15 protein-coding genes are annotated in these 20,629 nt (G+C 70.2%); 13 read left to right on the top strand and 2 right to left on the bottom strand.

The features are described 5' to 3' along the window. Positions 1-46 precede the first annotated feature (46 nt). The 7 genes from ASC76_RS21555 (at position 47) to malQ (ending at position 8,562) form a co-directional block, all read left to right on the top strand. The gene (locus ASC76_RS21555) at positions 47-532 is read left to right on the top strand and encodes a tripartite tricarboxylate transporter TctB family protein (RefSeq protein ID WP_056471698.1); all 486 of its coding nucleotides are present in this window, start codon (positions 47-49) and stop codon (positions 530-532) included. 10 nt (positions 533-542) lie between these two features. Beyond that, complete coding sequence (locus ASC76_RS21550; RefSeq protein ID WP_056471694.1) at positions 543-2,072, top strand: tripartite tricarboxylate transporter permease; 1,530 nt, start codon at positions 543-545, stop codon at positions 2,070-2,072. A 63-nt stretch (positions 2,073-2,135) separates the two neighbouring features. Further along, entirely contained in the window at positions 2,136-4,229 is a 2,094-nt protein-coding gene (locus ASC76_RS21545) for a sensor histidine kinase (protein ID WP_056471686.1), read from the top strand. 32 nt (positions 4,230-4,261) lie between these two features. Further along, entirely contained in the window at positions 4,262-4,882 is a 621-nt protein-coding gene (locus ASC76_RS21540) for a response regulator transcription factor (protein WP_056472148.1), read from the top strand. A gap of 54 nt (positions 4,883-4,936) precedes the next feature. Continuing rightward, positions 4,937-5,953 carry an NAD-dependent epimerase/dehydratase family protein gene (locus ASC76_RS21535; RefSeq protein WP_056471684.1) on the top strand — a complete coding sequence of 339 codons (1,017 nt, stop codon included), beginning with the start codon at positions 4,937-4,939 and terminating at the stop codon, positions 5,951-5,953. Positions 5,954-5,966: 13 nt separating this feature from the next. Then, entirely contained in the window at positions 5,967-7,007 is a 1,041-nt protein-coding gene (locus ASC76_RS21530) for a low specificity L-threonine aldolase (protein ID WP_056471681.1), read from the top strand. 43 nt (positions 7,008-7,050) lie between these two features. Next, a complete protein-coding gene (malQ, locus tag ASC76_RS21525; RefSeq protein ID WP_056471679.1) occupies positions 7,051-8,562 on the top strand; it encodes a 4-alpha-glucanotransferase in 1,512 nt (503 codons plus the stop codon). A 15-nt stretch (positions 8,563-8,577) separates the two neighbouring features. Here malQ and ASC76_RS21520 read toward each other — a convergent pair whose 3' ends face one another. After that, the gene (locus ASC76_RS21520) at positions 8,578-9,777 is read right to left on the bottom strand and encodes an alanine--glyoxylate aminotransferase family protein (protein WP_082549371.1); all 1,200 of its coding nucleotides are present in this window, start codon (positions 9,775-9,777) and stop codon (positions 8,578-8,580) included. A 70-nt stretch (positions 9,778-9,847) separates the two neighbouring features. Then, complete coding sequence (locus ASC76_RS21515) at positions 9,848-11,362, bottom strand: PLP-dependent aminotransferase family protein (RefSeq protein ID WP_056471676.1); 1,515 nt, start codon at positions 11,360-11,362, stop codon at positions 9,848-9,850. A gap of 115 nt (positions 11,363-11,477) precedes the next feature. On the opposite strand from ASC76_RS21515, the gene gabT reads away from it, so the two are divergent. The 6 genes from gabT to ASC76_RS21485 all read left to right on the top strand — a co-directional run bounded on the left by gabT (position 11,478) and on the right by ASC76_RS21485 (position 20,575). Next, a complete protein-coding gene (gabT, locus tag ASC76_RS21510) occupies positions 11,478-12,797 on the top strand; it encodes a 4-aminobutyrate--2-oxoglutarate transaminase (protein ID WP_082549370.1) in 1,320 nt (439 codons plus the stop codon). Between the two features lie 10 nt (positions 12,798-12,807). Continuing rightward, positions 12,808-14,268 carry an NAD-dependent succinate-semialdehyde dehydrogenase gene (locus ASC76_RS21505; RefSeq protein WP_056471673.1) on the top strand — a complete coding sequence of 487 codons (1,461 nt, stop codon included), beginning with the start codon at positions 12,808-12,810 and terminating at the stop codon, positions 14,266-14,268. Between the two features lie 8 nt (positions 14,269-14,276). Continuing rightward, complete coding sequence (locus tag ASC76_RS21500) at positions 14,277-15,140, top strand: carbon-nitrogen hydrolase family protein (protein WP_200947197.1); 864 nt, start codon at positions 14,277-14,279, stop codon at positions 15,138-15,140. 82 nt (positions 15,141-15,222) lie between these two features. Further along, entirely contained in the window at positions 15,223-18,123 is a 2,901-nt protein-coding gene (locus tag ASC76_RS21495; RefSeq protein WP_082549369.1) for an aminotransferase class I/II-fold pyridoxal phosphate-dependent enzyme, read from the top strand. Beyond that, positions 18,120-19,580: a biotin carboxylase gene (locus ASC76_RS21490; RefSeq protein ID WP_056471670.1), complete on the top strand. Its 1,461-nt coding sequence runs from the start codon at positions 18,120-18,122 to the stop codon at positions 19,578-19,580. Before ASC76_RS21495 ends, ASC76_RS21490 begins: the two co-directional genes overlap by 4 nt. Next, complete coding sequence (locus ASC76_RS21485; RefSeq protein ID WP_056471667.1) at positions 19,580-20,575, top strand: C45 family autoproteolytic acyltransferase/hydolase; 996 nt, start codon at positions 19,580-19,582, stop codon at positions 20,573-20,575. The genes ASC76_RS21490 and ASC76_RS21485 overlap by 1 nt, the downstream gene beginning before the upstream one ends. Positions 20,576-20,629: the final 54 nt, after the last annotated feature.

Raw genomic sequence — 20,629 nt, 5'->3', positions numbered from 1 at the left:
GGCGGCGCTGCCTAGACTGGGTCGACCACTTTTCGGGAGACCCACCGTGCCGCGACCATCCACCTGGAGCAAGGACCACCTCGGTGCGCTGCTGCTGCTCGCGCTCGGTGCCGCCGTGCTCGCGCTCGGCATCGGCTACCACATCGGCAGCCTGAACCACATGGGCGCCGGCTTCATCCCGGTCGTGCTGGGCGTGCTGCTGATGGCGGTCGGTGCGGTGATCGGCATCACCGCCGCACCGGCCGGCCGCGAGATGACCAACCCGCTGCCCGGCCACGACAGCGGCGCGCACCACGGCCCGGAGTGGCGCGGCTGGGGCTGCATCCTCGGCGCCGTGCTGGCGTTCGTCGTGATCGGCGACCACGGCGGGCTGCTGCCGGCGACCTTCGCCTCGGTGTTCGTCGCGGCGCTCGGCGACCGGCAGAGCACCGTGAAGGCGTCGGCGTTGCTCGCGGCGACCCTGACGCTGTTCTGCCTGGTGGTCTTCCACTTCGGGCTGAAGCTGCAGCTGCCGCTGTTCCAGTGGGTCTGAGGAGCCGACCATGTACCAATCGATGATGGACCTGTGGTACGGCTTCGGCATCGCGCTGCAGCCGAGCAACTTCATGTGGAGCGTGTTCGGGGTGCTGATCGGCAACCTGATCGGCGTGCTGCCCGGAATGGGCGCGCTGACCACGATCTCGATGCTGCTGCCACTGACCTACGTGATCGCGCCGGTGCCGGCGATCCTGATGCTCGCGGGCATCTTCTACGGCTCGCAGTACGGCGGCGCGATCGGCGCGATCCTGCTGAACCTGCCGAGCCACCCGCCGCATGCGGTGACCTGCCTCGACGGCTACCCGATGACCAAGGCCGGCCGCGGCGGCGCGGCGCTGGGCATCACGATGATGTCCTCGTTCTTTGCCGCGTCGGTCGGGATCATCGTGATGATCTTCCTGTCGCCGCTGCTGGTCGAGATCGCCTTCAAGTTCGGCCCGACCGAGATCTGCTCGATCATGCTGCTCGGCCTGCTGGCCGGCGCGACCATGTCGCGCGGCTCGCCGCTGAAGGGCGTGGCGATGACGATCTTCGGGCTGCTGTGCGGCGTGGTCGGCACCGACGTGATCAGCGGCACCACGCGCTACACCTTCGACCTGCCGGAACTGGCCGACGGCGTCGAGCTCGGTGCGCTGTGCATGGGGCTGTTCGGCATCGCCGACTTCCTGGTCAGCGTCAACCGCACGACGGTCAAGGCGAGCGACGCCAAGGTCAGCATGAAGGACATGCGGCCGACCCGCGCCGAGATGAAGCAGGCGTTCTGGCCCATGGTGCGCGGCACGATGGTGGGCACGCTGTTCGGCGCGATGCCGGGCACCGGGCCGACGATCACGACCTTCATCGCCTACGCGCTGGAACGCAAGATCGCCAAGGACCCGAGCCGCTTCGGCAAGGGCGCGATCGAAGGCGTGGCCGCGCCGGAGGCGTCGTCGCACTCGAAGACCCAGGTCGACTTCATCCCGACCATGTCGCTGGGCATCCCCGGCGACGCGGTGATGGCGCTGATCCTGGGTGCGCTGATCATCAAGGGCATCCAGCCGGGCCCGCAGCTGATCACCGAGCACCCCGACCTGTTCTGGGGCCTGATCGCGAGCTTCTGGATCGGCAACGTGCTGCTGGTGATCATGAACGTGCCCATGATCGGCGTGTGGGTGCGCATGCTGCAGGTGCCGTACAAGTATTTGTACCCGGCCGCGCTGTTCTTCATCTGCGTCGGCGTCTACAGCACCAAGAACAGCCTGTTCGACGTCGGCGAGGTGGCCATCTTCGGCGTCATCGGCGCGGTGTTCCTGTCGCTCGATTTCCCGGTCTCGCCGATCGTGCTCGGCTTCGTGCTCGGGCCGATGCTGGAGGAGAACTTCCGGCGCGCGATGCTGCTGTCGCGCGGCGACCTGATGGTGTTCCTGAACCGTCCGATCAGCGCCTGGTTCATCGGCGCCTGCAGCCTGTTGATCATCGCCCAGCTGGTCGCCTACGGCCGCAAGATCCGCCTGGCGCCGAAGCTGCGCGAGCCGGCCGAGCTGATCGCCGAATAGCGCGCGGCGGCCCCGCGCGCCGCCCGGATCGGCTACCGTGCGGGGCTGACCCGCCCGCCTCCGATGAACGCTCCGCCCGCCCTCCTGCTGCCGCCGCTCGACGCGTTGGCGGCGCCCCGCCCGCGCCGCTGGCGCACGCTGCTGTGGGTGGCGCTCGTGGTGCTGCTGATCGCGGCGCAGACGCTGCTGGTCGCGCTCGCCTTCCACTACCGCTCGGCGCGCACGCAGGAGGCGGTCGAGGCGATTGCCGCGACCGCCAGCGCCGAACTGGCGCAGCTGTTCGCGCGCGATCTGCAGGCGATGCTCGACATGCCGGGCCCAGGCGCGCCGGCGGCCGCGTGGCAGGCACGGGCCGAGCAACTGCTGGTGGCGCGCCCCGAGCTGCTGCGCTTCGAGCGCCGCGATGCGCAGATGCGTATCGTCAGCGCGGTCGACACCCGCGCGCGGCCGCCGCTGTTCGGCCGCTACCGGCGCGAGGAGGTGCAGTTCGAAGTCGAACTCGCCTGTCGCGCGACGCAGCGGCGCGGCGGGCCCACATATTCGCACAGCTACTACGTCCCGCAGCCGGACGGTCTGGGCGTCGAGGTGATGGACCTGTGCGTGGCCGAGCGCACCAGCGATGTCGTCACCGGTTTCGTGATCGCGAGCTACTCGCTGACCGGCCTGCTCGACCAGCTGTCGGCGCAGGCGCTCGCGCCCGGCCACGACCTGTTCTTCGTCGAGGCCGATGGCTCGCGCCTGGCGCACGGCCGGATGCACGTCGGCGCCGGCGTCTACAAGGCCAGCCGGATGATCGACCTGCCCGGCACCGCGATGCAGTTGCAGGTCGACAGCGCGGCCCGGACGCCGAGCCTGGTGCCCGATCTCGTCACCGGCCTGGTGATCGGGCTGTCGGTGACGCTATTCGGCGTCGTGGTGCTGCTCGCGCACGACGTCCGCAAGCGGGCGAAGGCCGAGGGCGCGCTGGCCGATGCGCTGGCCTTCCGCAAGGCGATGGAGGACTCGGTCGTGACCGGTCTGCGGGCGCGCGATCTGCAGGGCCGCACGACCTACGTGAACCCGGCGTTCTGCGCGATGGTCGGTTACGCGGCGGACGCGCTCGTCGCCCAGGACCCGCCGCCGTATTGGCCGCCGGAGCAGCTGCCCGAGTACCAGCAGCGCCAGCAGCGCCGGCTCGCGAGTTCGCCGGCGACCCATTCGCGCGAGGCCTTCGAGACGGTGTTCGTGCGCCGCGGCGGCGAACGCTTCCCGGCGATGGTGTTCGAGGCACCGCTGCTCGACAGCACCGGCACCCACACCGGGTGGATGAGCGCCGTGCTCGACCTGTCCGCGCAGCGCCGTGTCGAGGAGGTCGCGCGCCAGCAGCAGGAGCGGCTGCAGGCGACCGCGCGGCTCGCGACCGCGGGCGAGATGGCCTCGCTGCTGAGCCACGAGCTGAACCAGCCGCTGTCGGCGATCGCGGCCTACGCGACCGGCTCGCTGAACATGATGGAAGCGCAGGCCGCGGGCGCCGCGAACGACCCGACGCTGTGGCCCTTGCTGCACCAAGCCGCGCAGCGCATCGCCGAGCAGGCCGAGCGCGCCGGCCGGGTCATCAAGAGCGTGCACGACTTCGTGCGGCGCCGCGAGCAGGCGCGCGAGGCGGTCGGCGCCGATGCGCTGATCGATGCGATCCTGCCGCTGGTGCGGTTGCAGGCGCGCAAGAGCGGCACCCGCGTCGAGCTCGACCTGCCGACGCCGATGGCGCGCGTCGTCTGCGACCGCGCGATGGTCGAGCAGGTGCTGCTGAACCTGACCCGCAACGGCATCCAGGCGATGCAGGGCGCGCCCGCCGGCCACCAGCCGGTGTTGACGCTGCGGGTGCGCCAGACCCATGCGCAATGGGTGCAGCTGTCGGTCGTCGACCGCGGGCCGGGCATCGCCGACGAGGTCGCGCGCCAGCTGTTCACGCCGTTCTTCACGACCCGCAGCGACGGCATGGGCCTGGGCCTGAGCGTGTGCCGGACGATCGTCGAGCAGCACGGCGGGGCGCTCGACTTCGCGAACCTGCGCGGGGCGGGCGGCGTGATCGTGGGCACCGAGTTCCGGTTCACGCTGCCGGCCGCGCCCGGCCCCGCGGCCCGCGCGCCGCTGGCTGTCGAGGCGCTGGCGTCGTGAGCCTGGACCTGCCGCCCGGCCTGGGCCTGCCGATGGTCTACCTCGTCGACGACGAGGACGTGGTGCGCGATGCCGTGGCCTGGCTGCTGCGCTCGCGCCGGCTGCTGTCGCAGGGTCACGCCAGCGCCGAGGCGTTCGAGGCCGCGCTGGCCGGGGCCGAGGCCGGCGCCTGGCCGAACGCGCCCTCGTGCCTGCTGCTCGACCTGCGCATGGGCGGCATGAGCGGGCTGGCGCTGTTCGAGCGCCTGGTGGACCGGGGCTTCACCGCCGCCCTGCCGGTGATCTTCCTGACCGGCCATGGCGACGTGCCGACCGCGGTGGCGGCGGTCAAGCGCGGTGCGTTCGATTTCGTCGAGAAACCGTTCTCGAACAACGCGCTGGTCGACCGGATCGAGCAGGCGCTCGCCGCCAGCGCCACCGCGTTGGTGGCGCGGGGCGAGCGCGCGCGCCGGCTGCGCGGGCTGGCCGAACTCAGCGAGCGCGAGCAGGAGGTGATGGCGCTGGTTGCCCGCGGCCTGCCGAACAAGCGCATCGCCGACGCGCTGGAGCTCAGCGTGCGCACCGTCGAGGTCCACCGCGCGAAGGTGTTCGACAAGCTCGAGGTCGCCTCGGCCGTCGAGCTCGCGAACCTGCTGCACGCGGCGCGCGGTTGAAGCCGGCCACAATCCGGCCGGGGTGCATCCGGCACCTGGAGTGGGAACAGCGTCATGGACAAGCGAGTGCTCGTCACCGGGGGCAGCGGCTACATCGCCGGCTTCCTGATCCGCCAGCTGGTCGCCGAGGGCTGGACCGTGCACACGACGGTGCGCGACCTGGCCAAGGAGGCCGGCGTGCGGCGCCTGCTGGCCGTCGACGACAGCCGCCTGCACTTCTTCGCGGCCGACCTGAACGCCGACGCCGGCTGGGCGGAGGCGGCGGCCGGTTGCAGCCACGTGGCGCACCTCGCGTCGCCGCTGCCGGCCGGCGTGCCCAAACACCCGGACGAGCTGATCGTGCCGGCGCGCGACGGCGCGCTGCGGGCCTTGCGCGCCGCCCGGGCCGCGGGCGCACGGCGCTTCGTGATGACGTCGTCGGTCGCCGCGATCGCGTACGGCCGCGGCCGCGGCGTCCACCACTTCACCGAGGCCGACTGGACGCTGCTGGACAAGCCGGGGCTGACGCCGTACGTGCGCTCCAAGACCATCGCCGAGCGCGCGGCGCGCGATTGGGTCGCCGCGGAAGGCGCGGAGCTGGAGTTCTGCACGATCAACCCGTCGGTCGTGCTCGGGCCGGTGTGGAGCGTGGACTACTCGGCCTCGGTCGTGATCGTGCGCAAGCTGCTCGACGGCAGCGTGCGCGCCTGTCCGAACTTCGGCTTCGGCATCGTCGACGTGCGCGACGTGGCCGACCTGCACGTGCGGGCGCTGACGGCACCGCACATGGCCGGCGAACGTTTCATCGCCTCGGGCCGCTTCATGAGGATGCGCGAAGTCGCCGAGGTGCTGCGCGCCGGTCTCGGGGCGCAGGCGCGGCGCGTGACCACGCGCGACGTGCCCGACTGGCTGGTGCGGATCGCCGCGCGCTTCAACCCGGTCGCGCGCGCGGTCGCCCCGGAGCTCGGTTCGGTCCGGAACCAGGACGCCTCGCACGCCCGGGCCGTGCTCGGCTGGGCGACGCGGCCCGAAGAACAAAGCATCCTCGACACCGCGCGCAGCCTGCTCGCGCTCGGCATCGTCCAACCCTGACTTCGACCCCACCATGACTGCACCGATCGACCTGCGCTCCGACACCGTCACCCGCCCGACCGACGCGATGCGCGCCGCGATGGCCGCCGCCCCGGTCGGCGACGACCAGTACGGCGAGGACCCGACCACCAACCGCCTGCAGGCGCGCGTGACCGAACTGCTCGGCCAGGAAGCGGCGCTGTGGCTGCCGACCGGCACGATGGCGAACCAGGTCGCGCTGCGCGTGCTGACGCGGCCGGGCGACGAGGTGATCGCGTCACGCGAATCGCATGCCGGCTGGCACGAGGCTGGCGGCGCTGCGGCGAACGCCGGCGTGCAGGTGCACGAGATCGGCGCGCGCGGCGTGTTCAGCGTGGACGAGATGCTCGCGGCGATCAAGCCGAAGAGCTTCGCGATCTTCCCGTCGACCACGCTGATGCAGATCGAGAACACCCACAACCGCGCCGGCGGAGTCGTCGTGCCGCAGGCCGACGTGCAGCGCCTGTGCGATGCCGCGCGGGAACACGGGCTGGCGCGCTTTCTCGACGGCGCGCGGCTGTGGAACGCGAGCGTCGCGACCGGGCTGGCGCCGGCCGCGCTGGCGGCCCCGTTCGACCTGATCGCGGTCGCGTTCTCGAAGGGCCTGGGCGCGCCGGGCGGCTCGCTGCTGGCCGGCAGCAAGGCGCTGATCCAGTCCGCGCACCGCCATCGCCAGCGCCTGGGCGGGGCGATGCGGCAGAACGGCATCTTCGCCGCGGCCGCGCTGCACGGTCTGGACCACCACCTCGACCGGCTCGCCGAGGACCACGCGAACGCGCGTGCCTTCGCGGAGCAACTGGCGGCTGCGGCACCGGTGCAGCTCGACCTGGCCAGCGTGCAGACCAACATCATCGTGTTCCACCTGCCGGCCAGCGTCGCGATCGACGCGCCGACATTGACGGCGCGGGCTCGCGAGCGCGGCGTGCTGCTGAACGCGTTCGGCCCGCGCACGGTGCGCGCGGTCACGCACCTGGACGTGAGCGGCGCGCAGTGCACGCAAGCGGCACAAGTGCTCGCGGGCCTGCTGAACGGCTGATCGCGCGCGAAGCCGGGCCGAGGCGGCCGGCACAATCCTGCCGATGAACCTGAACCAGCGCAGCGCCGGCGTGCTGCTGCACATCACCTCGCTGCCGGGGCCGCACGGCATCGGCGACCTCGGCCCCGAGGCCCATCACTTCGTCGACTGGCTGGCGGCGGCGGGGCAGTCAATCTGGCAGGTGCTGCCGACCACGCCGGTCGGCCCCGGCGACTCGCCCTATCAAAGCGTCTCGGCGTTCGCCGGCAGCCCGGTGATGGTGGCGCTGGAGCCGCTGGTCGCGAAAGGCTGGCTCGCGCCGCCGGTGCTGCCCGCGGGGGGCTTCGGCACCGAGCGGGTCGACTACCTTTGCGTCACGCCCTGGCGGCTGGCGCAGCTGCGCGCGGCGTCGGACGCCTTCTTCGCACGCGCTGCCGATGTCGACCGGGCCGAGTTCTCGGCCTGGTGCCTCGTACAGGCCGACTGGCTGGACGACTACGTGCTGTTCATGGCGCTGGAGACGACCCACGCCGGCGCGCCCTGGTGGCACTGGCCGCAGCCGCAGCGCGCGCGCGAGCCGGCGGCGCTGGCGGCGGCGCGGCGCGAGCTGGCCGGCGAGATCCGCTTCTGGCAGTTCGTGCAGTGGTGCTTCGACACCCAATGGGCCGCGCTGAAGGCCCATGCGAACCAGCGCGGCGTCTACCTGATGGGCGACCTGCCGATCTTCATCGCGCACCACAGCGCCGATTGCTGGGCCCGCCCCGACCTGTACACACTGGACGCCGATTGCCAGCCGACCGTGGTGGCCGGCGTGCCGCCCGATGCCTTCACCGCCGAGGGCCAGCGCTGGGGCAACCCGCTGTACCGCTGGGACCGCATGGCCGCCGAAGGCTACGCCTGGTGGATCGCCCGGATGCGGCGCGCGCTGGCGCAGACCGACGCGTTCCGCATCGACCACTTCCGCGGCTTCGCGGCGTACTGGGAAGTGCCGGCGACCAGCCCGACGGCCATTGACGGCCACTGGGTGCCCGGACCGGGCCAGGCCGTGTTCGACGCGCTCGCGCGCGCGCTCGGCCCGCTGCCGATCGTCGCGGAGGACCTCGGCGTGATCACGCCCGACGTGACCGCGCTGCGCGACGGCTGCGGCTTCCCGGGCATGCGCATCCTGCAGTTCGCGTTCGGCGACGACGCGCGCAACGTCTACCTGCCGCACCACCACACGCCCGCCTCGGTGGTCTACAGCGGCACCCACGACAACGACACCTCGCGCGGCTGGTGGGCGGCGATCCCGGCGCACGAGCGTGCCTTCGCCGGCGCATACCTCGCGGCGGATGCCGACGACGTGCACTGGGCGATGATCCGCGCCGCGTTCAACTCGGTCGCGAACACCGCGATCGTGCCGATGCAGGACGTGCTCGGGTTGGATGGAACGCACCGCATGAACTTGCCCGGCACGCCGACCGGCAACTGGAGCTGGCGCTTCGACTGGTCGATGGTCGGCCCCGAACCAGGTCGCGTGCTCGGGCTGCTGACCGCCGCCAGCGGGCGCGGGCCGTTCGAGTTGCTGCGCGGCTGACGCGCCGCCGGCCGCTCAGTCGGCGGCGAGGCTCGCGACGGCCTGCTCGACGCCGCCGCGCCCGAACGGGATGCGCTGCACCGCCATCGCCGCCTCCACGCCGGCGAGCGCGCCCAGCACCATCGCCGCGTTGATGTCGCCGAGGTGGCCGATGCGGAAGGCGCGGCCCGCGAGCGGCCCCAGGCCCCCGGCGATCGCGACCTCGAAGCGCTCGCGCGCGACCGTGCGCATCGCCTCCGGGTCGACGCCCGGCGCGACCGCGATCGTCGTCACCGAGACCGAGCGCGACGCCGGCACCTGCCCGAAGAAGCTCAGCGCCCCGCCCTCGCTCCAGCGCGCGACCGCGGCGTGCACCGCGTCGGCCAGGCGGCGGTGGCGTGCGAGCACGGCGGCTTCGCCCTCGCGCTCGATCAGGGTCAGCGCCGCTTCCAGGCCCGCGAGGAGGCTCTGCGGTGGCGTGCCGCAGAACTTGCGGTACGACAGCGGGCTCTGGCGCAGCCGCCAGTCCCAGTAGAAGCGCGGCGCGGGATTGCGACGGGACGCTTCCATCGCGACGTCATCGACCGCGACGAAGGCGAGGCCCGGCGGCACCATCAGCCCCTTCTGGCACGCGCCGAGCGCGACGTTCGCGCGCAACGCCGTCATGTCGAACGGCGCGGCGCCGAGCGAGGCGACCACGTCGACGACGAACAGCGCCGGGTGGCCGGCGCGGTCGATCGCGGCGCGGATCGCCGCCAGGTCGCTGGTGATGCCGCTGGCGGTGTCGGTGTGGACGACGAACACCGCGGCGATCTCGTGCGGGCCATCATGCGCGGTGTCGTCGCGCAGCGCCGCCTCGATGTCGGCCGGTGCGATCGGCAGCCCCTCGACCCACGGCGTGCGGACCACGACGCCGCCCATCGCCTCGGTCTGCCCCGCCCACGACTCGGAGAAGTGGCCGGTGCCGGCGATCAGCACCTTCGTGCCCGGCGCCACGAGGTTGGCGATCACCGCCTCCCACGCGCCGTGGCCGTTGGCGGCGTAGAGAAACACGTCGTGCTCCGTGTGCAGCAGGCGCTTCAGCCCGGCCTCGCACGCGGCGATCGTCGCGTCGACCCGCGGGTCGGCCAGGTCCATCGGCTGGCGGCTCATCGCGTGCAGCACCTCGTCGGGCACGCGGCTCGGGCCGGGCGAATGCAGGAAGCGGTGGCCGGGCAGGCGGGTGAGCGGGTTCATGCGGAGTGATTCGAGTGGAGGCGACGCTGATCGTAGCGGGCGTGCGCCAATTCGTTGGCGATGCGGCCCTTCACAGGAACCCCTGCACCGCCCGCGCCAGCAGCGCGAAGTTCGTCGCGATCTCTTCCTCGCGCACCGCGCCGTAGCCGAGCAGCAGCCCCTTCGCCGGCGCGGGCCGGCGCATCGAATACAGCGACAGCGGCCGGGTCGCGACGCCCGCGCGCAGCACCTGCTGCACGACGGCATGGTCGTCGAGGGGGTCCGGCAGGCCGAGCACCAGGTGCAGCCCCGCATCGCCGCCGATCACCGGCAGCGCGCTGCCGAAGTGGCGGCCGATCGCGTCGATCAGCGCGTCGTGGCGGGCGCTGTAGACCGCGCGCATCTTGCGGATGTGGCTGGCGTAGTGGCCCTCGGCCAGGAAGCGCGCGAGCACGGCCTGCTGCAGCGTCTGGCCTTCGCGGAAGAGTTCGTTCAGCGCGCGCGCGAAGGGGTCGACCAGCTCGGGCGGCAGCACCAGGTAGGCCAGGCGCATGGCCGGGAACAGCGTCTTCGAGAACGTGCCGAGGTAGATCACGCGGCCGTGTTCGTCCAGGCCCTGCAGCGCGGGCAGCGGGCGCGCGCCGTAGCGGAATTCGCTGTCGTAGTCGTCCTCGACCACCCACACGCCGTGCACCGCCGCGTAGTCGAGCAGCTGGCGGCGGCGGCCGTGGCTCATCAGCGCGCCGGTCGGGTACTGGTGTGACGGCGAAACGAACATCGCGCGCGGCGGCTCGCGCAGGTGCTCGGGGTCGGGCGCGAGGCCCTCGGCATCGACTTGCACCGGCACCAGCTTGAGCCCGAGCGCGCGGAACACGCTGCGCGCCCCCCAGTAGCCCGGGTCCTCCAGCCAGACCGCGTCGCCGGGGTCGGCGAGGAGTTGCGCGATCAGGTGGAGCGACTGCTGGGTGCCGCTGGTGATCACGACCTGCTCGGCCGTGCAGCTGACGCCGCGTGTGCCCTGCAGGTACTCGGCGACCGCCGCGCGCAGGCCGGGATCGCCGGCGCCGGTGGCGTAGGTGAGGTGATGCGGGGTCGCGCTGCGCCAGACCTTGGCCTGCAGGCGAGTCCAGACCGGCGACGGGAACATCCGGACCTCCGGCACGCCGGGCGTGAACGCCCCCCATTGCAGCCGAGCGGCGCTGGCGTCGGCGACGAGCCTGCCGCCGCGCTGCGACAACGCGGCCTGCCGCGTCGGCAAGGTCGCGGCGGAAGGCGTGCTCCCGCGCTCGACCAGCCGCGGTCCGACGGCGGCCACGAAGGTGCCGCGCCCGACCCCCGCCTGGACGTAACCTTCGAGCGCCAGCTGCTCGTAGACATGAACGACCGTGTTGCGAGCGATGCCCAGGGCCTGAGCCAACGCGCGAGTGGGCGGTAACTTCGATCCGGCCGACAGCACCGCCTCGCGGATGCCGGACTGAAGGATCCGGTACAGCTGCCGGTGGTCGTGCTCGGTGCTCCGCGGATCGAACTGGCGGAGCACGAAGTCAGGCAGCGCCGCGGCCTGGGGCCGCTTCGGCGTGGCGGCATGGGCGGATGCAAAACTCATCGCATTGGTTCTATGAAATGGCCAAGATTGGTTCCAATCATAGGGCCAAGGCCGACCTAGACTCGCGCTTTGAACCCATCTTTTCGGGCCCCGTGCGTGCCCGTCCGGAGGCCCCATGAACACCACCACCCAGACCGAATCCGCCCGCCTCCAGGCGGCCGCCAGCAAGGCCCTCACGAACGCCGAGATCGACGCGCGCCGCGTCGCGGCCACCCCGCGCGGCGTGGGCATCGGCTTCAACATCTATGCCGAGCGCGCGCTGAACTCGGAGCTGTGGGATGTCGAAGGCAAGCGTTACATCGACTTCGGCTCGGGCATCGCGGTGCTGAACACCGGCCACCGCCACCCGCGCATCGTCGAGGCGATCCGCACCCAGCTCGATCACTTCACGCACACCGCCTACCAGGTCGTGCCTTATGAGAGCGTGGTGCGCCTGGCTGAGCGCCTGAACAAGCTCACCCCGGGCACGCACGCCAAGAAGACCGCGTTCTTCACGACCGGTGTCGAGGCGGTCGAGAACGCGATCAAGATCGCCCGCGCCCACACCCGGCGCCCCGGCGTGATCGCGCTGACCGGCGCGTTCCACGGCCGCACCTACATGGGCATGGCGCTGACCGGCAAGGTCGCGCCGTACAAGATCGGCTTCGGGCCGTTCCCGGGCAGCATCTTCCATGTGCCGGCGCCGATGGCGCTGCACGGCGTCTCGGTCGACGACACGCTGAAGGCGATCCAGAACCTGTTCAAGTCCGACATCGAGCCGACCCAGGTCGCCGCGATCATCCTCGAGCCGATCCAGGGCGAGGGGGGCTTCTACGTGATGCCCGCCGAGCTGATGCGCGCGCTGCGCGGCATCTGCGACCAGCACGGCATCGTGCTGATCTGCGACGAAATCCAGACCGGTTTCGCGCGCACCGGCAAGATGTTCGCGATGCAACACCACGATGTGCTGCCCGACATCATGACCATGGCCAAGAGCCTGGCCGGCGGCGTTCCGCTGTCGGCCGTGTGCGGCCGCGCCGAGATCATGGACGCACCGGCCCCCGGCGGCCTGGGCGGCACCTACGCCGCGAACGCGCTGGCGATCGCGAGCGCTCATGCGGTGCTCGACGTGATCGAGGACGAACAGCTCTGCGCCCGCGCCGCGGTGCTAGGGGACAAGCTGAAGGCCCACCTGAACGCGCTGCGCGCCAAGGTGCCGGGCATCGCCGACGTGCGCGGCCTCGGCGCGATGGTCGCGGTCGAGTTCGCGAAGGCGGACGGCACCCCGGACCCGGAGTTCACCAAGACCATCGTCACCCGCGCGCAAGCGGCCGGCCTGCTGCTGCTGACCTGCGGCGTGTACGGCAACGTCGTGCGCTTCCTGTTCCCGCTGACGATCCAGGACGCGGTGTTGGACGAAGGTCTGGCTATCCTCACGACAGCGATGACCGCTTAAGGAGCAGCCCATGTTGAAGTTGAAGGATCCCAGCCTGTTCAAGCAACGGGCCTACGTGGCCGGCCAATGGATCGATGCCGACAGCGGCGAGACCGTGGCCGTGACCAACCCCGCGACCGGCGAGCAGCTCGGCACCGTGCCGATGTGCGGCACGGCCGAGACCGTGCGCGCCATCGAGGCCGCCGACAAGGCGCAGAAGCAGTGGCGCAATGTGCCCGCGAAGGAGCGCTCGGCGATCCTGCGCAAGCTCAACGACCTGATGCTCGCGAACACCGACGACCTCGCGCTGATCATGACCAGCGAGCAGGGCAAGCCGCTGGCCGAGGCCAAGGGCGAGATCGCCTACGCCGCGTCGTTCATCGAGTGGTTCGCCGACGAGGCGCGCCGCGTCTACGGCGACACGATCCCCGCCACCTCGAACGACAAGCGCATCCTCGCGCTGAAGCAGCCGGTGGGCACGACCGCGGCGATCACGCCGTGGAACTTCCCGACCGCGATGCTGACCCGCAAGGCCGGCCCGGCGCTGGCGGCGGGCTGCTCGATGGTCGTCAAGCCCGCGACGCAGACGCCGTTCTCGGCGCTGGCATTCGCCGAACTCGCCGAGCGCGCCGGCGTGCCCAAGGGCCTGCTGGCGGTGCTGACCGGCTCGGCCTCGAAGATCGGCGGCGAGATGACGCGCTCGCCGATCGTGCGCAAGCTGACCTTCACCGGCTCGACCGAAGTCGGCCGCACGCTGATGCGGCAGAGCGCCGACACGATCAAGAAGCTCTCGCTCGAACTCGGCGGCAACGCACCGTTCATCGTGTTCGACGATGCCGACATCGATGCGGCGGTCGACGGCGCGATGGTCAGCAAGTACCGCAACACCGGCCAGACCTGCGTCTGCGCGAACCGGCTGTATGTGCAGCGCGGCGTGCTGCAGGCCTTCACCGACAAACTGGTCGCGAAGGTCAAGGCGCTCAAGGTCGGCAACGGCGTCGACGCCGGCGTCAACCAGGGCCCGCTGATCGACGCCAAGGCGGTCGCGAAGATCGAGGAGCACATCGCCGACGCCCGCGCCAAGGGCGGCGAGGTGCTGACCGGCGGCAAGCGCCATGCGCTCGGCGGGCTGTTCTTCGAGCCGACGGTGGTCGGCGGCGCAACGTCCGACATGCTGTTCGCGAAGGAAGAGACCTTCGGCCCGCTGGCGCCGATCTTCGCGTTCGACACCGAGGCCGAGGTCATCGAGCTGGCCAACGACTCGGAGTTCGGCCTGGCCGCGTACTTCTACAGCCGCGACATCGGCCGCGTGATGCGCGTCGCCGAACAGCTCGAGTCGGGCATCGTCGGCGTCAACACCGGCTTGATCTCCACGGCCGAGGCGCCGTTCGGCGGCGTCAAGCAATCGGGCCTGGGCCGCGAGGGCTCGAAGTACGGGCTCGACGACTTCCTCGAGGTCAAGTACGTCTGCCTCGGGGGTCTGGACAAGTGAGCGTTCCCGTGAGCACGTTCGCGGCCACTTTCGGGGTCGCCGGCGTGCAGATGAGCGTGTCCGCGTTCGAGGACAACGTCGACAAGATGGGCGCGTACATGCGCCACATCCGCATGCGCTTTCCGTGGGTGCGGATGGTGCTGTTTTCCGAGCTGGCCGCCCTCGGTCCGAAGCATTCGAAGGCCGAGCCGCTGCCCGGGCCGACCGAGCAGCGCCTGTGCGAGCTGGCGCGCGAAACCGGGCTGTGGCTGATCCCGGGTTCGCTGTTCGAGCAGGCGGACGGCAAGGTCTACAACACCACCTCGGTGATCAACCCGCAGGGCGTGGTGATCCGGCGCTTCCGCAAGCTGTTCCCGTTCCGTCCGTACGAAAAGGACGTGGAAGGCGGCACCGAGTTCTGCGTGTTCGACGTGCCGGGCGCCGGTCGCTTCGGCGTCTCGATCTGCTACGACATGTGGTTCCCGGAGACGACGCGCACGCTCGCCGCGATGGGCGCCGAGGTGATCCTGCACCCGACGATGACCGACACGATCGACCGCGACGTGGAGCTGGCGATCGCGCGCGCCTCGGCGGTGACGAACCAGGTGTACTTCTTCGACATCAACGGTGTGGGGGACGGCGGCGTGGGCCGCTCGATCGTCTGCGACCCGTCGGGCAACATCATTCACCAGTCGCAGGTCGGCGCCGAGATCGTGCCGGTCGCCGTCGACTTCGCGCTCGTGCGCCGCGAGCGCGAGCAGGGGCTGCGCAGCAACCTCGGCCAGCCGCTGAAGAGCTTCCGCGACCGCGATTGCGATTTCGATGTGTACCGCAAGGGCAGCGAGGCCGAGGCATTCCTGCACACACTCGGCCCGCTGACGAAGCCGACCTGATGCTTTCCTGATACTTTCTCGAGCCGACAGGCGACAACACGAAGCCGGGTTCCACGCGAACACCGCGCTCATTGGAGGTGACATGACAGAAGCCACCGTGGCGAACAGCCACACTGCCGACTCGCTCAGCCGGCACCGCAGCGTCTGGGAGATGCGCGCCGACGGCTGGATCGGGCTGGTCGACGACCTCGGCCGCCTCGCGACGCTCGCCCGCGACCACGCGGACTTCGAGCCCACGCTCGCGCGGGTCCGATCGGTCGTCGCGATCCTCGCGCCGATCGAGAGCTACTGGGCGTTTCCAGGCGGCCGCGTGTTCGGCGAACTCGGCAACTGGATCGAGCGTGGCGAGCTGGCCCGCGCGCACCAGGCCGCGCGCCGCATCCACCGCATGCTGGCGGCGCAGACCTACCGCCACGAGTCGGCGGCGATCGACGCCGAGGGCGACCTGCCGTCTCAGATCGAGACCGACAGCGAGCGCGAGAAGCAGCTCTCGCGGCCGTACTTCGAGGTGCTGATCGTCGACGAGATGAGCGCCGGTGAAGAGCAGGCGCTGCGCCGCCGCGTGCAGAGCAAGCGCAACCCCGACGACGACTTCATGTTCGATGTGGTGATCGTGCCGAGCTTCGAGGACGCGCTGATCGCGACGCTGGTCAACTTCAACCTGCAGGCCGTCGTGATCCGGCACGGGTTCCCGTTCCGCTCGATGTACCACAACGACATGCTGCGACGCTTTCTCGACGGCGTGGACAACAGCATCGAGAAGCTCGCTGAATCGGAGCGCGGCCCGCTGCTCGGCCGGCAGATCGCGCAGCTGCGGCCCGAGCTCGATCTGTACCTGGTGACCGACGTGAACGTCGAAGAAATCGCCGCGCGTGCCGGTGAAATCTTCAAGCGCATCTTCTTCCGCGAGGAAGACCACATCGAGCTCTACAGCTCGATCATGAAGGGCGTCGGCGAGCGCCACAAGACGCCTTTCTTCAACGCGCTGCGCGAGTACGCCAAGCAGCCGACCGGCGTGTTCCACGCGCTGCCGCTGGCGCGCGGCAAGTCGATCATGAACTCGAACTGGATCGGCGATCTGGCGCAGTTCTACGGCATGAACCTGTTCATGGCCGAGACCTCGGCCACCTCGGGCGGCCTCGATTCGCTCCTCGACCCGGTGGGCCCGCTGAAGGTGGCGCAGGAGTACGCGGCGCGCGCGTTCGGCGCCAAGCGCACCTACTTCGCGACCAACGGCACCAGCACCTGCAACAAGATCGTGGTGCAGGCGCTGGTGCGGCCCGACGACATCGTGCTGGTCGACCGCAACTGCCACAAGAGCCACCACTACGGCATGGTGCTGGCCGGCGCGCAGGTGACCTATCTCGACTCGTATCCGCTCGACCAGTACTCGATGTACGGCGCGGTGCCGGTGCGCCACATCAAGCAGACGCTGCTCGACTTCCGCAAGGCCGGCACGCTGAACCGCGTGCGCATGGTGCTGCTGACCAACTGCACCTTCGACGGCGTGGTCTACGACGTCGAGCGCGTGATGATGGAGTGCCTGGCGATCAAGCCCGACCTCGTGTTCCTGTGGGACGAAGCCTGGTTCGCGTTCGCGCGCTGCCACCCGATCTACCGCCAGCGCACCGGCATGGCGACCGCCGCGAAGCTGGCCGACCTGTTCGCCGACCCGGCGTACGCGAAGCGCTACGAGGAGTTCAAGGCCGGCTTCGACGATGCCGCCTGGGGCGACGACGAGAAGGTGCTGAACACGCGCCTGCTGCCCGACCCGGCGAAGGCCCGCGTGCGCGTCTACGCCACGCACTCCACGCACAAGACGCTGACCGCGCTGCGCCAGGGCTCGATGATCCACGTGTGGGATCAGGACTTCAAGGACAAGGCCGAAGAGGCCTTCCACGAGGCCTACATGACCCACACGTCCACGTCGCCGAACTACCAGATCCTCGCGTCGCTCGACGTCGGCCGCCGCCAGGTCGAGCTCGAAGGCTACGAGCTCGTGCAGCGCCAGCTCGAACTGGCGATGACGCTGCGCGAGCAGGTGCTGAACCACCCGCTGCTGAGCAAGTACTTCCGCTTCATGCGCGTCGGTGACCTGGTGCCGCCGCAGTACCGCGAGTCGGGCGTCGAGACCTACTACAACGTCGACAGCGGCTGGAACAACCTCGAGCAGGCCTGGCGCACCGACGAGTTCGCGATGGACCCGACCCGCGCGACGCTCTACATCGGCCTGACCGGCATGGACGGCGACACCTTCAAGAACAAGGAGTTGATGGACAAGTACGGCATCCAGATCAACAAGACCTCGCGCAACACGGTGCTGTTCATGACGAACATCGGCAGCACGCGGTCGGCGGTGGCGTACTTGCTGGAGGTGCTGGTGAAGATCGCGCGCGATGTGGACAAGCGCGTGGCCGACATGAGCGCGATCGAGCGCCGCATCCACGACAAGCGGGTGCGCTCGCTGACGCAGGAGCAGCCGCCGCTGCCCGACTTCAGCAGCTTCCACTTCGCGTTCCGTGGGCGCAGCGTGGAAGGCCGCGCGCAGACGCGCGATGGCGACATCCGCAGCGCGTTCTTCCTGTCGTACGACGACGAGAACTGCGAGTACATCGGCATGGCCGAGGCGGCGCAAGCGATCAAGGGAGGACGTGAACTGGTGTCGGCGCTGTTCGTGATCCCGTACCCGCCGGGCTTTCCGATCCTGGTGCCGGGGCAAGTGATCAGCGCCGAGATCCTGCAGTTCATGCAGGCGCTCGACGTGAAGGAGATTCACGGCTTCCGGCCGGAACTGGGGTTCCGCATCTTCAACGACGAGGCGCTCGGGCGCGTCGCCGAGGCCACCGCGGCGCGCGCCGCGCTGGCCGCGACCGGGCGCGCGGCGTTCCCGGTCGAGCGTGGTTCGCAGACCGTGTCCGAAACGGTCGAAGTTCAAGAAGGCATCACCCCGTCCACCCCAGCCACCACGCGAGTCCAGTCATGAGCATGAACAAAGTCAGGAACGTTTCCGATCTGAAGCTGATGTTCCACACGAACGAGCGACCGATCTACTTCATCAGCGCGACCAACTTCAACCTGCTGGGCATCGACCGCTGGGTCAACCGCTTCCGCTACATCAGCTACATCGACTGCTTCGACGGCCGGCACCCGAACGTGTTCGTGCCCAGCGAGGCGCCGCACGCCGAGTTCGAGTCGATCGAGGACATCAACAACTACCTGCTGCAGCACAAGGACGTGGTCGACCTGATCGAGCGCCGTGGCGGCAAGCCGGTGGGCACCTTCCTGATGTTCGACGAGAAGACCGAGGCGCTCGCCAAGGAGATCGGCCTGGACATCTGGTTCCCGCCCGCCAAGCTGCGCCAGCGCTGCGACAACAAGATGGAGACCGTGCGCATCGGCAACAAGGCCGGCGTGTTCTCGGTGCCGAACGCGCTCGAGAAGGTCGACAGCTTCGAGCACCTGATGCAGATCGCCGAGCGCAACAAGCTCGGCCGGGATCTGGTCGTGCAATCGGCGTTCGGCGACTCGGGCCACACGACCTTCTTCATCTCGAATGAAGACGAGTTCAACAAGCACAAGGACGAGATCGTCAACGATCCCGAGGTCAAGATCATGAAGCGGATCAACTGCCGCGGCGCCACGTTGGAGGCGTGCGCCACGCAGTCGGGCACGCTGGTCGGGCCGCTGCTGACCGAGGTGGTCGGCGCCAAGGAGTTGACGCCGTACAAAGGCGGCTGGTGCGGCAACGAGGTGTTCCCGGGCGCGTTCAGCGAAGGCGTGCGCCAGAAGGCGCGCGACATGGCCGAGAAGTTCGGCAACCAGCTGCTGGCCGAGGGCTACCGCGGCTACTTCGACCTCGACTTCCTGATCGACCAGGACAACGGCGAGGTCTACCTCGGCGAGCTGAACCCGCGCATCTGCGGCGCCAGCCCGATGACCAACCACGCCGCGTTCGCGTATGCCGACGCGCCGCTGTTCCTGTTCCACCTGCTCGAGTTCTCGGGCGCGCCGTTCGACCTGAACGTCAAGGAGATCAACGAGCGCTGGGCCCAGTCGCACTTCATCGACAGCTGGAGCCAGGTCGTCATCAAGTACACCGAAGACAAGGTCGACCAGGTCACGCGCGCGCCGGCCACCGGCATCTACAAGATGAACGAGGACGGCTCGATCGGCTACCAACGCTATGACCACGAGCGCCGCGCGATCGACAGCGAGCGCGAGGCCTTCTTCATGCGCATCACCGGCCCGGGCGACTACCGCTACGAAGGCGCCGACCTCGGCATCCTGATCACGCGCGGGCGCTCGATGGACGACAACTTCCGCCTGAACATCCGCGCCCGCGACTGGATCCGCGGCATCAAGCAGCACTACGACGGCAAGCCGATCGTGACGACCCAGCACGCGGCGGCGCCGGAGCCGGGTTCGTTCAAGATCCTCTGATGGCCGACATTTCGGTCACCTTCAGGACGCTGATCGAGGACGCGCCCGGGCCGCAGTGGCAGGCGCTTTTCGAGCGCCTGTGGCCGGCGTACCGTTCGTGGTTCCTGCGCAGCGGCGCGGTCGGCCGGCCGAGCTACCTGGAGAGCCGGCGCGCGCTGCGCGAGCACATGCCCGAGCTGGTGCCGACCTGGGAGAAGCTGGTCGCGCTCGCTGGCGGCGGCGACGTCGAGGCGCGCTTCCTGTCGCTGTGGTGCCCGCCGCCCTACATCGCCGGCTGCTCGCAGGCGATCTGGGTCGACCCGCTCGGTAACGAAGAGCCCGCGCTGCTGCGCAATTACGACTTCGCGCCCGGCCTGCTCGAAGGCAGCTGGCTCGCGACCCGCTGGAGCGGCCAGCGCGTGGCGGCGCTGGGCGACTGCCTGTGGGGCGCGCTCGACGGCTTGAACGACGCCGGGCTCGCCGCCTCGCTCTCGTTCGGCGGGCGCACGGTCTCGGGCACCGGCTTCGGCATCCCGCTGGTGCTGCGCCATGTGCTCGACGTGGCGCACAGCACCGCGGAAGCCATCGCGATCCTGCAGCGCGTGCCGGTCAGCATGTGCTACAGCGTCACGCTGCTCGACGCCGCCGGTGACTGGGCCACGGTGTTCGTCGCGCCCGACCGGCCGACCGAGGTGACGCGCCGCCAGGTCGTCACGAATTTCCAGCATCGGGTCGAGTGGCCGGAGCACGCACGGGCGACCCATTCCGTGGAGCGCTGCGACGCGCTGCAGGCGCAGATCGACCGCCCGGGCTCGCTGACCGAGGCGACCGAGGCGCTGCTGCGTGCGCCGCTGTTCCAGTCGGCCTACCTGCGCGGCTACGGCACGCTGTACGGCGCGGTGTACCGCCCGCGCAGCGGGCAGGTCGAGCTGCTGTGGCCGGACCAGCGCTGGGCCCAGTCGCTCGACAGCTTCGAGGAGGGCGAGCGTTGCATCGCGTACCGGCCTGCCGGGTGAAGCGGTGACTTCACAGTAGGGATTCCGTCGGCGGTGGGGCGTGGTCATAGTGCC

The organism is Rhizobacter sp. Root404 (assembly GCF_001425865.1).
Lineage (GTDB): Bacteria > Pseudomonadota > Gammaproteobacteria > Burkholderiales > Burkholderiaceae_C > LMDS01.
This window is presented reverse-complemented; position numbering and strand designations above follow the sequence as displayed.

Bases quoted from the DNA above. Each gene is read 5' to 3' on its own strand.
- ASC76_RS21550 (WP_056471694.1), top strand. From the start codon at position 543: ATGTACCAATCGATGATGGACCTGTGGTACGGCTTCGGCATCGCGCTG.
- ASC76_RS21545 (WP_056471686.1), top strand. From the start codon at position 2,136: ATGAACGCTCCGCCCGCCCTCCTGCTGCCGCCGCTCGACGCGTTGGCG.
- ASC76_RS21540 (WP_056472148.1), top strand. From the start codon at position 4,262: ATGGTCTACCTCGTCGACGACGAGGACGTGGTGCGCGATGCCGTGGCC.
- ASC76_RS21535 (WP_056471684.1), top strand. From the start codon at position 4,937: ATGGACAAGCGAGTGCTCGTCACCGGGGGCAGCGGCTACATCGCCGGC.
- ASC76_RS21530 (WP_056471681.1), top strand. From the start codon at position 5,967: ATGACTGCACCGATCGACCTGCGCTCCGACACCGTCACCCGCCCGACC.
- malQ (WP_056471679.1), top strand. From the start codon at position 7,051: ATGAACCTGAACCAGCGCAGCGCCGGCGTGCTGCTGCACATCACCTCG.
- ASC76_RS21520 (WP_082549371.1), bottom strand. From the start codon at position 9,777: ATGAACCCGCTCACCCGCCTGCCCGGCCACCGCTTCCTGCATTCGCCC.
- ASC76_RS21515 (WP_056471676.1), bottom strand. From the start codon at position 11,362: ATGAGTTTTGCATCCGCCCATGCCGCCACGCCGAAGCGGCCCCAGGCC.
- gabT (WP_082549370.1), top strand. From the start codon at position 11,478: ATGAACACCACCACCCAGACCGAATCCGCCCGCCTCCAGGCGGCCGCC.
- ASC76_RS21505 (WP_056471673.1), top strand. From the start codon at position 12,808: ATGTTGAAGTTGAAGGATCCCAGCCTGTTCAAGCAACGGGCCTACGTG.
- ASC76_RS21495 (WP_082549369.1), top strand. From the start codon at position 15,223: ATGACAGAAGCCACCGTGGCGAACAGCCACACTGCCGACTCGCTCAGC.
- ASC76_RS21490 (WP_056471670.1), top strand. From the start codon at position 18,120: ATGAGCATGAACAAAGTCAGGAACGTTTCCGATCTGAAGCTGATGTTC.
- ASC76_RS21485 (WP_056471667.1), top strand. From the start codon at position 19,580: ATGGCCGACATTTCGGTCACCTTCAGGACGCTGATCGAGGACGCGCCC.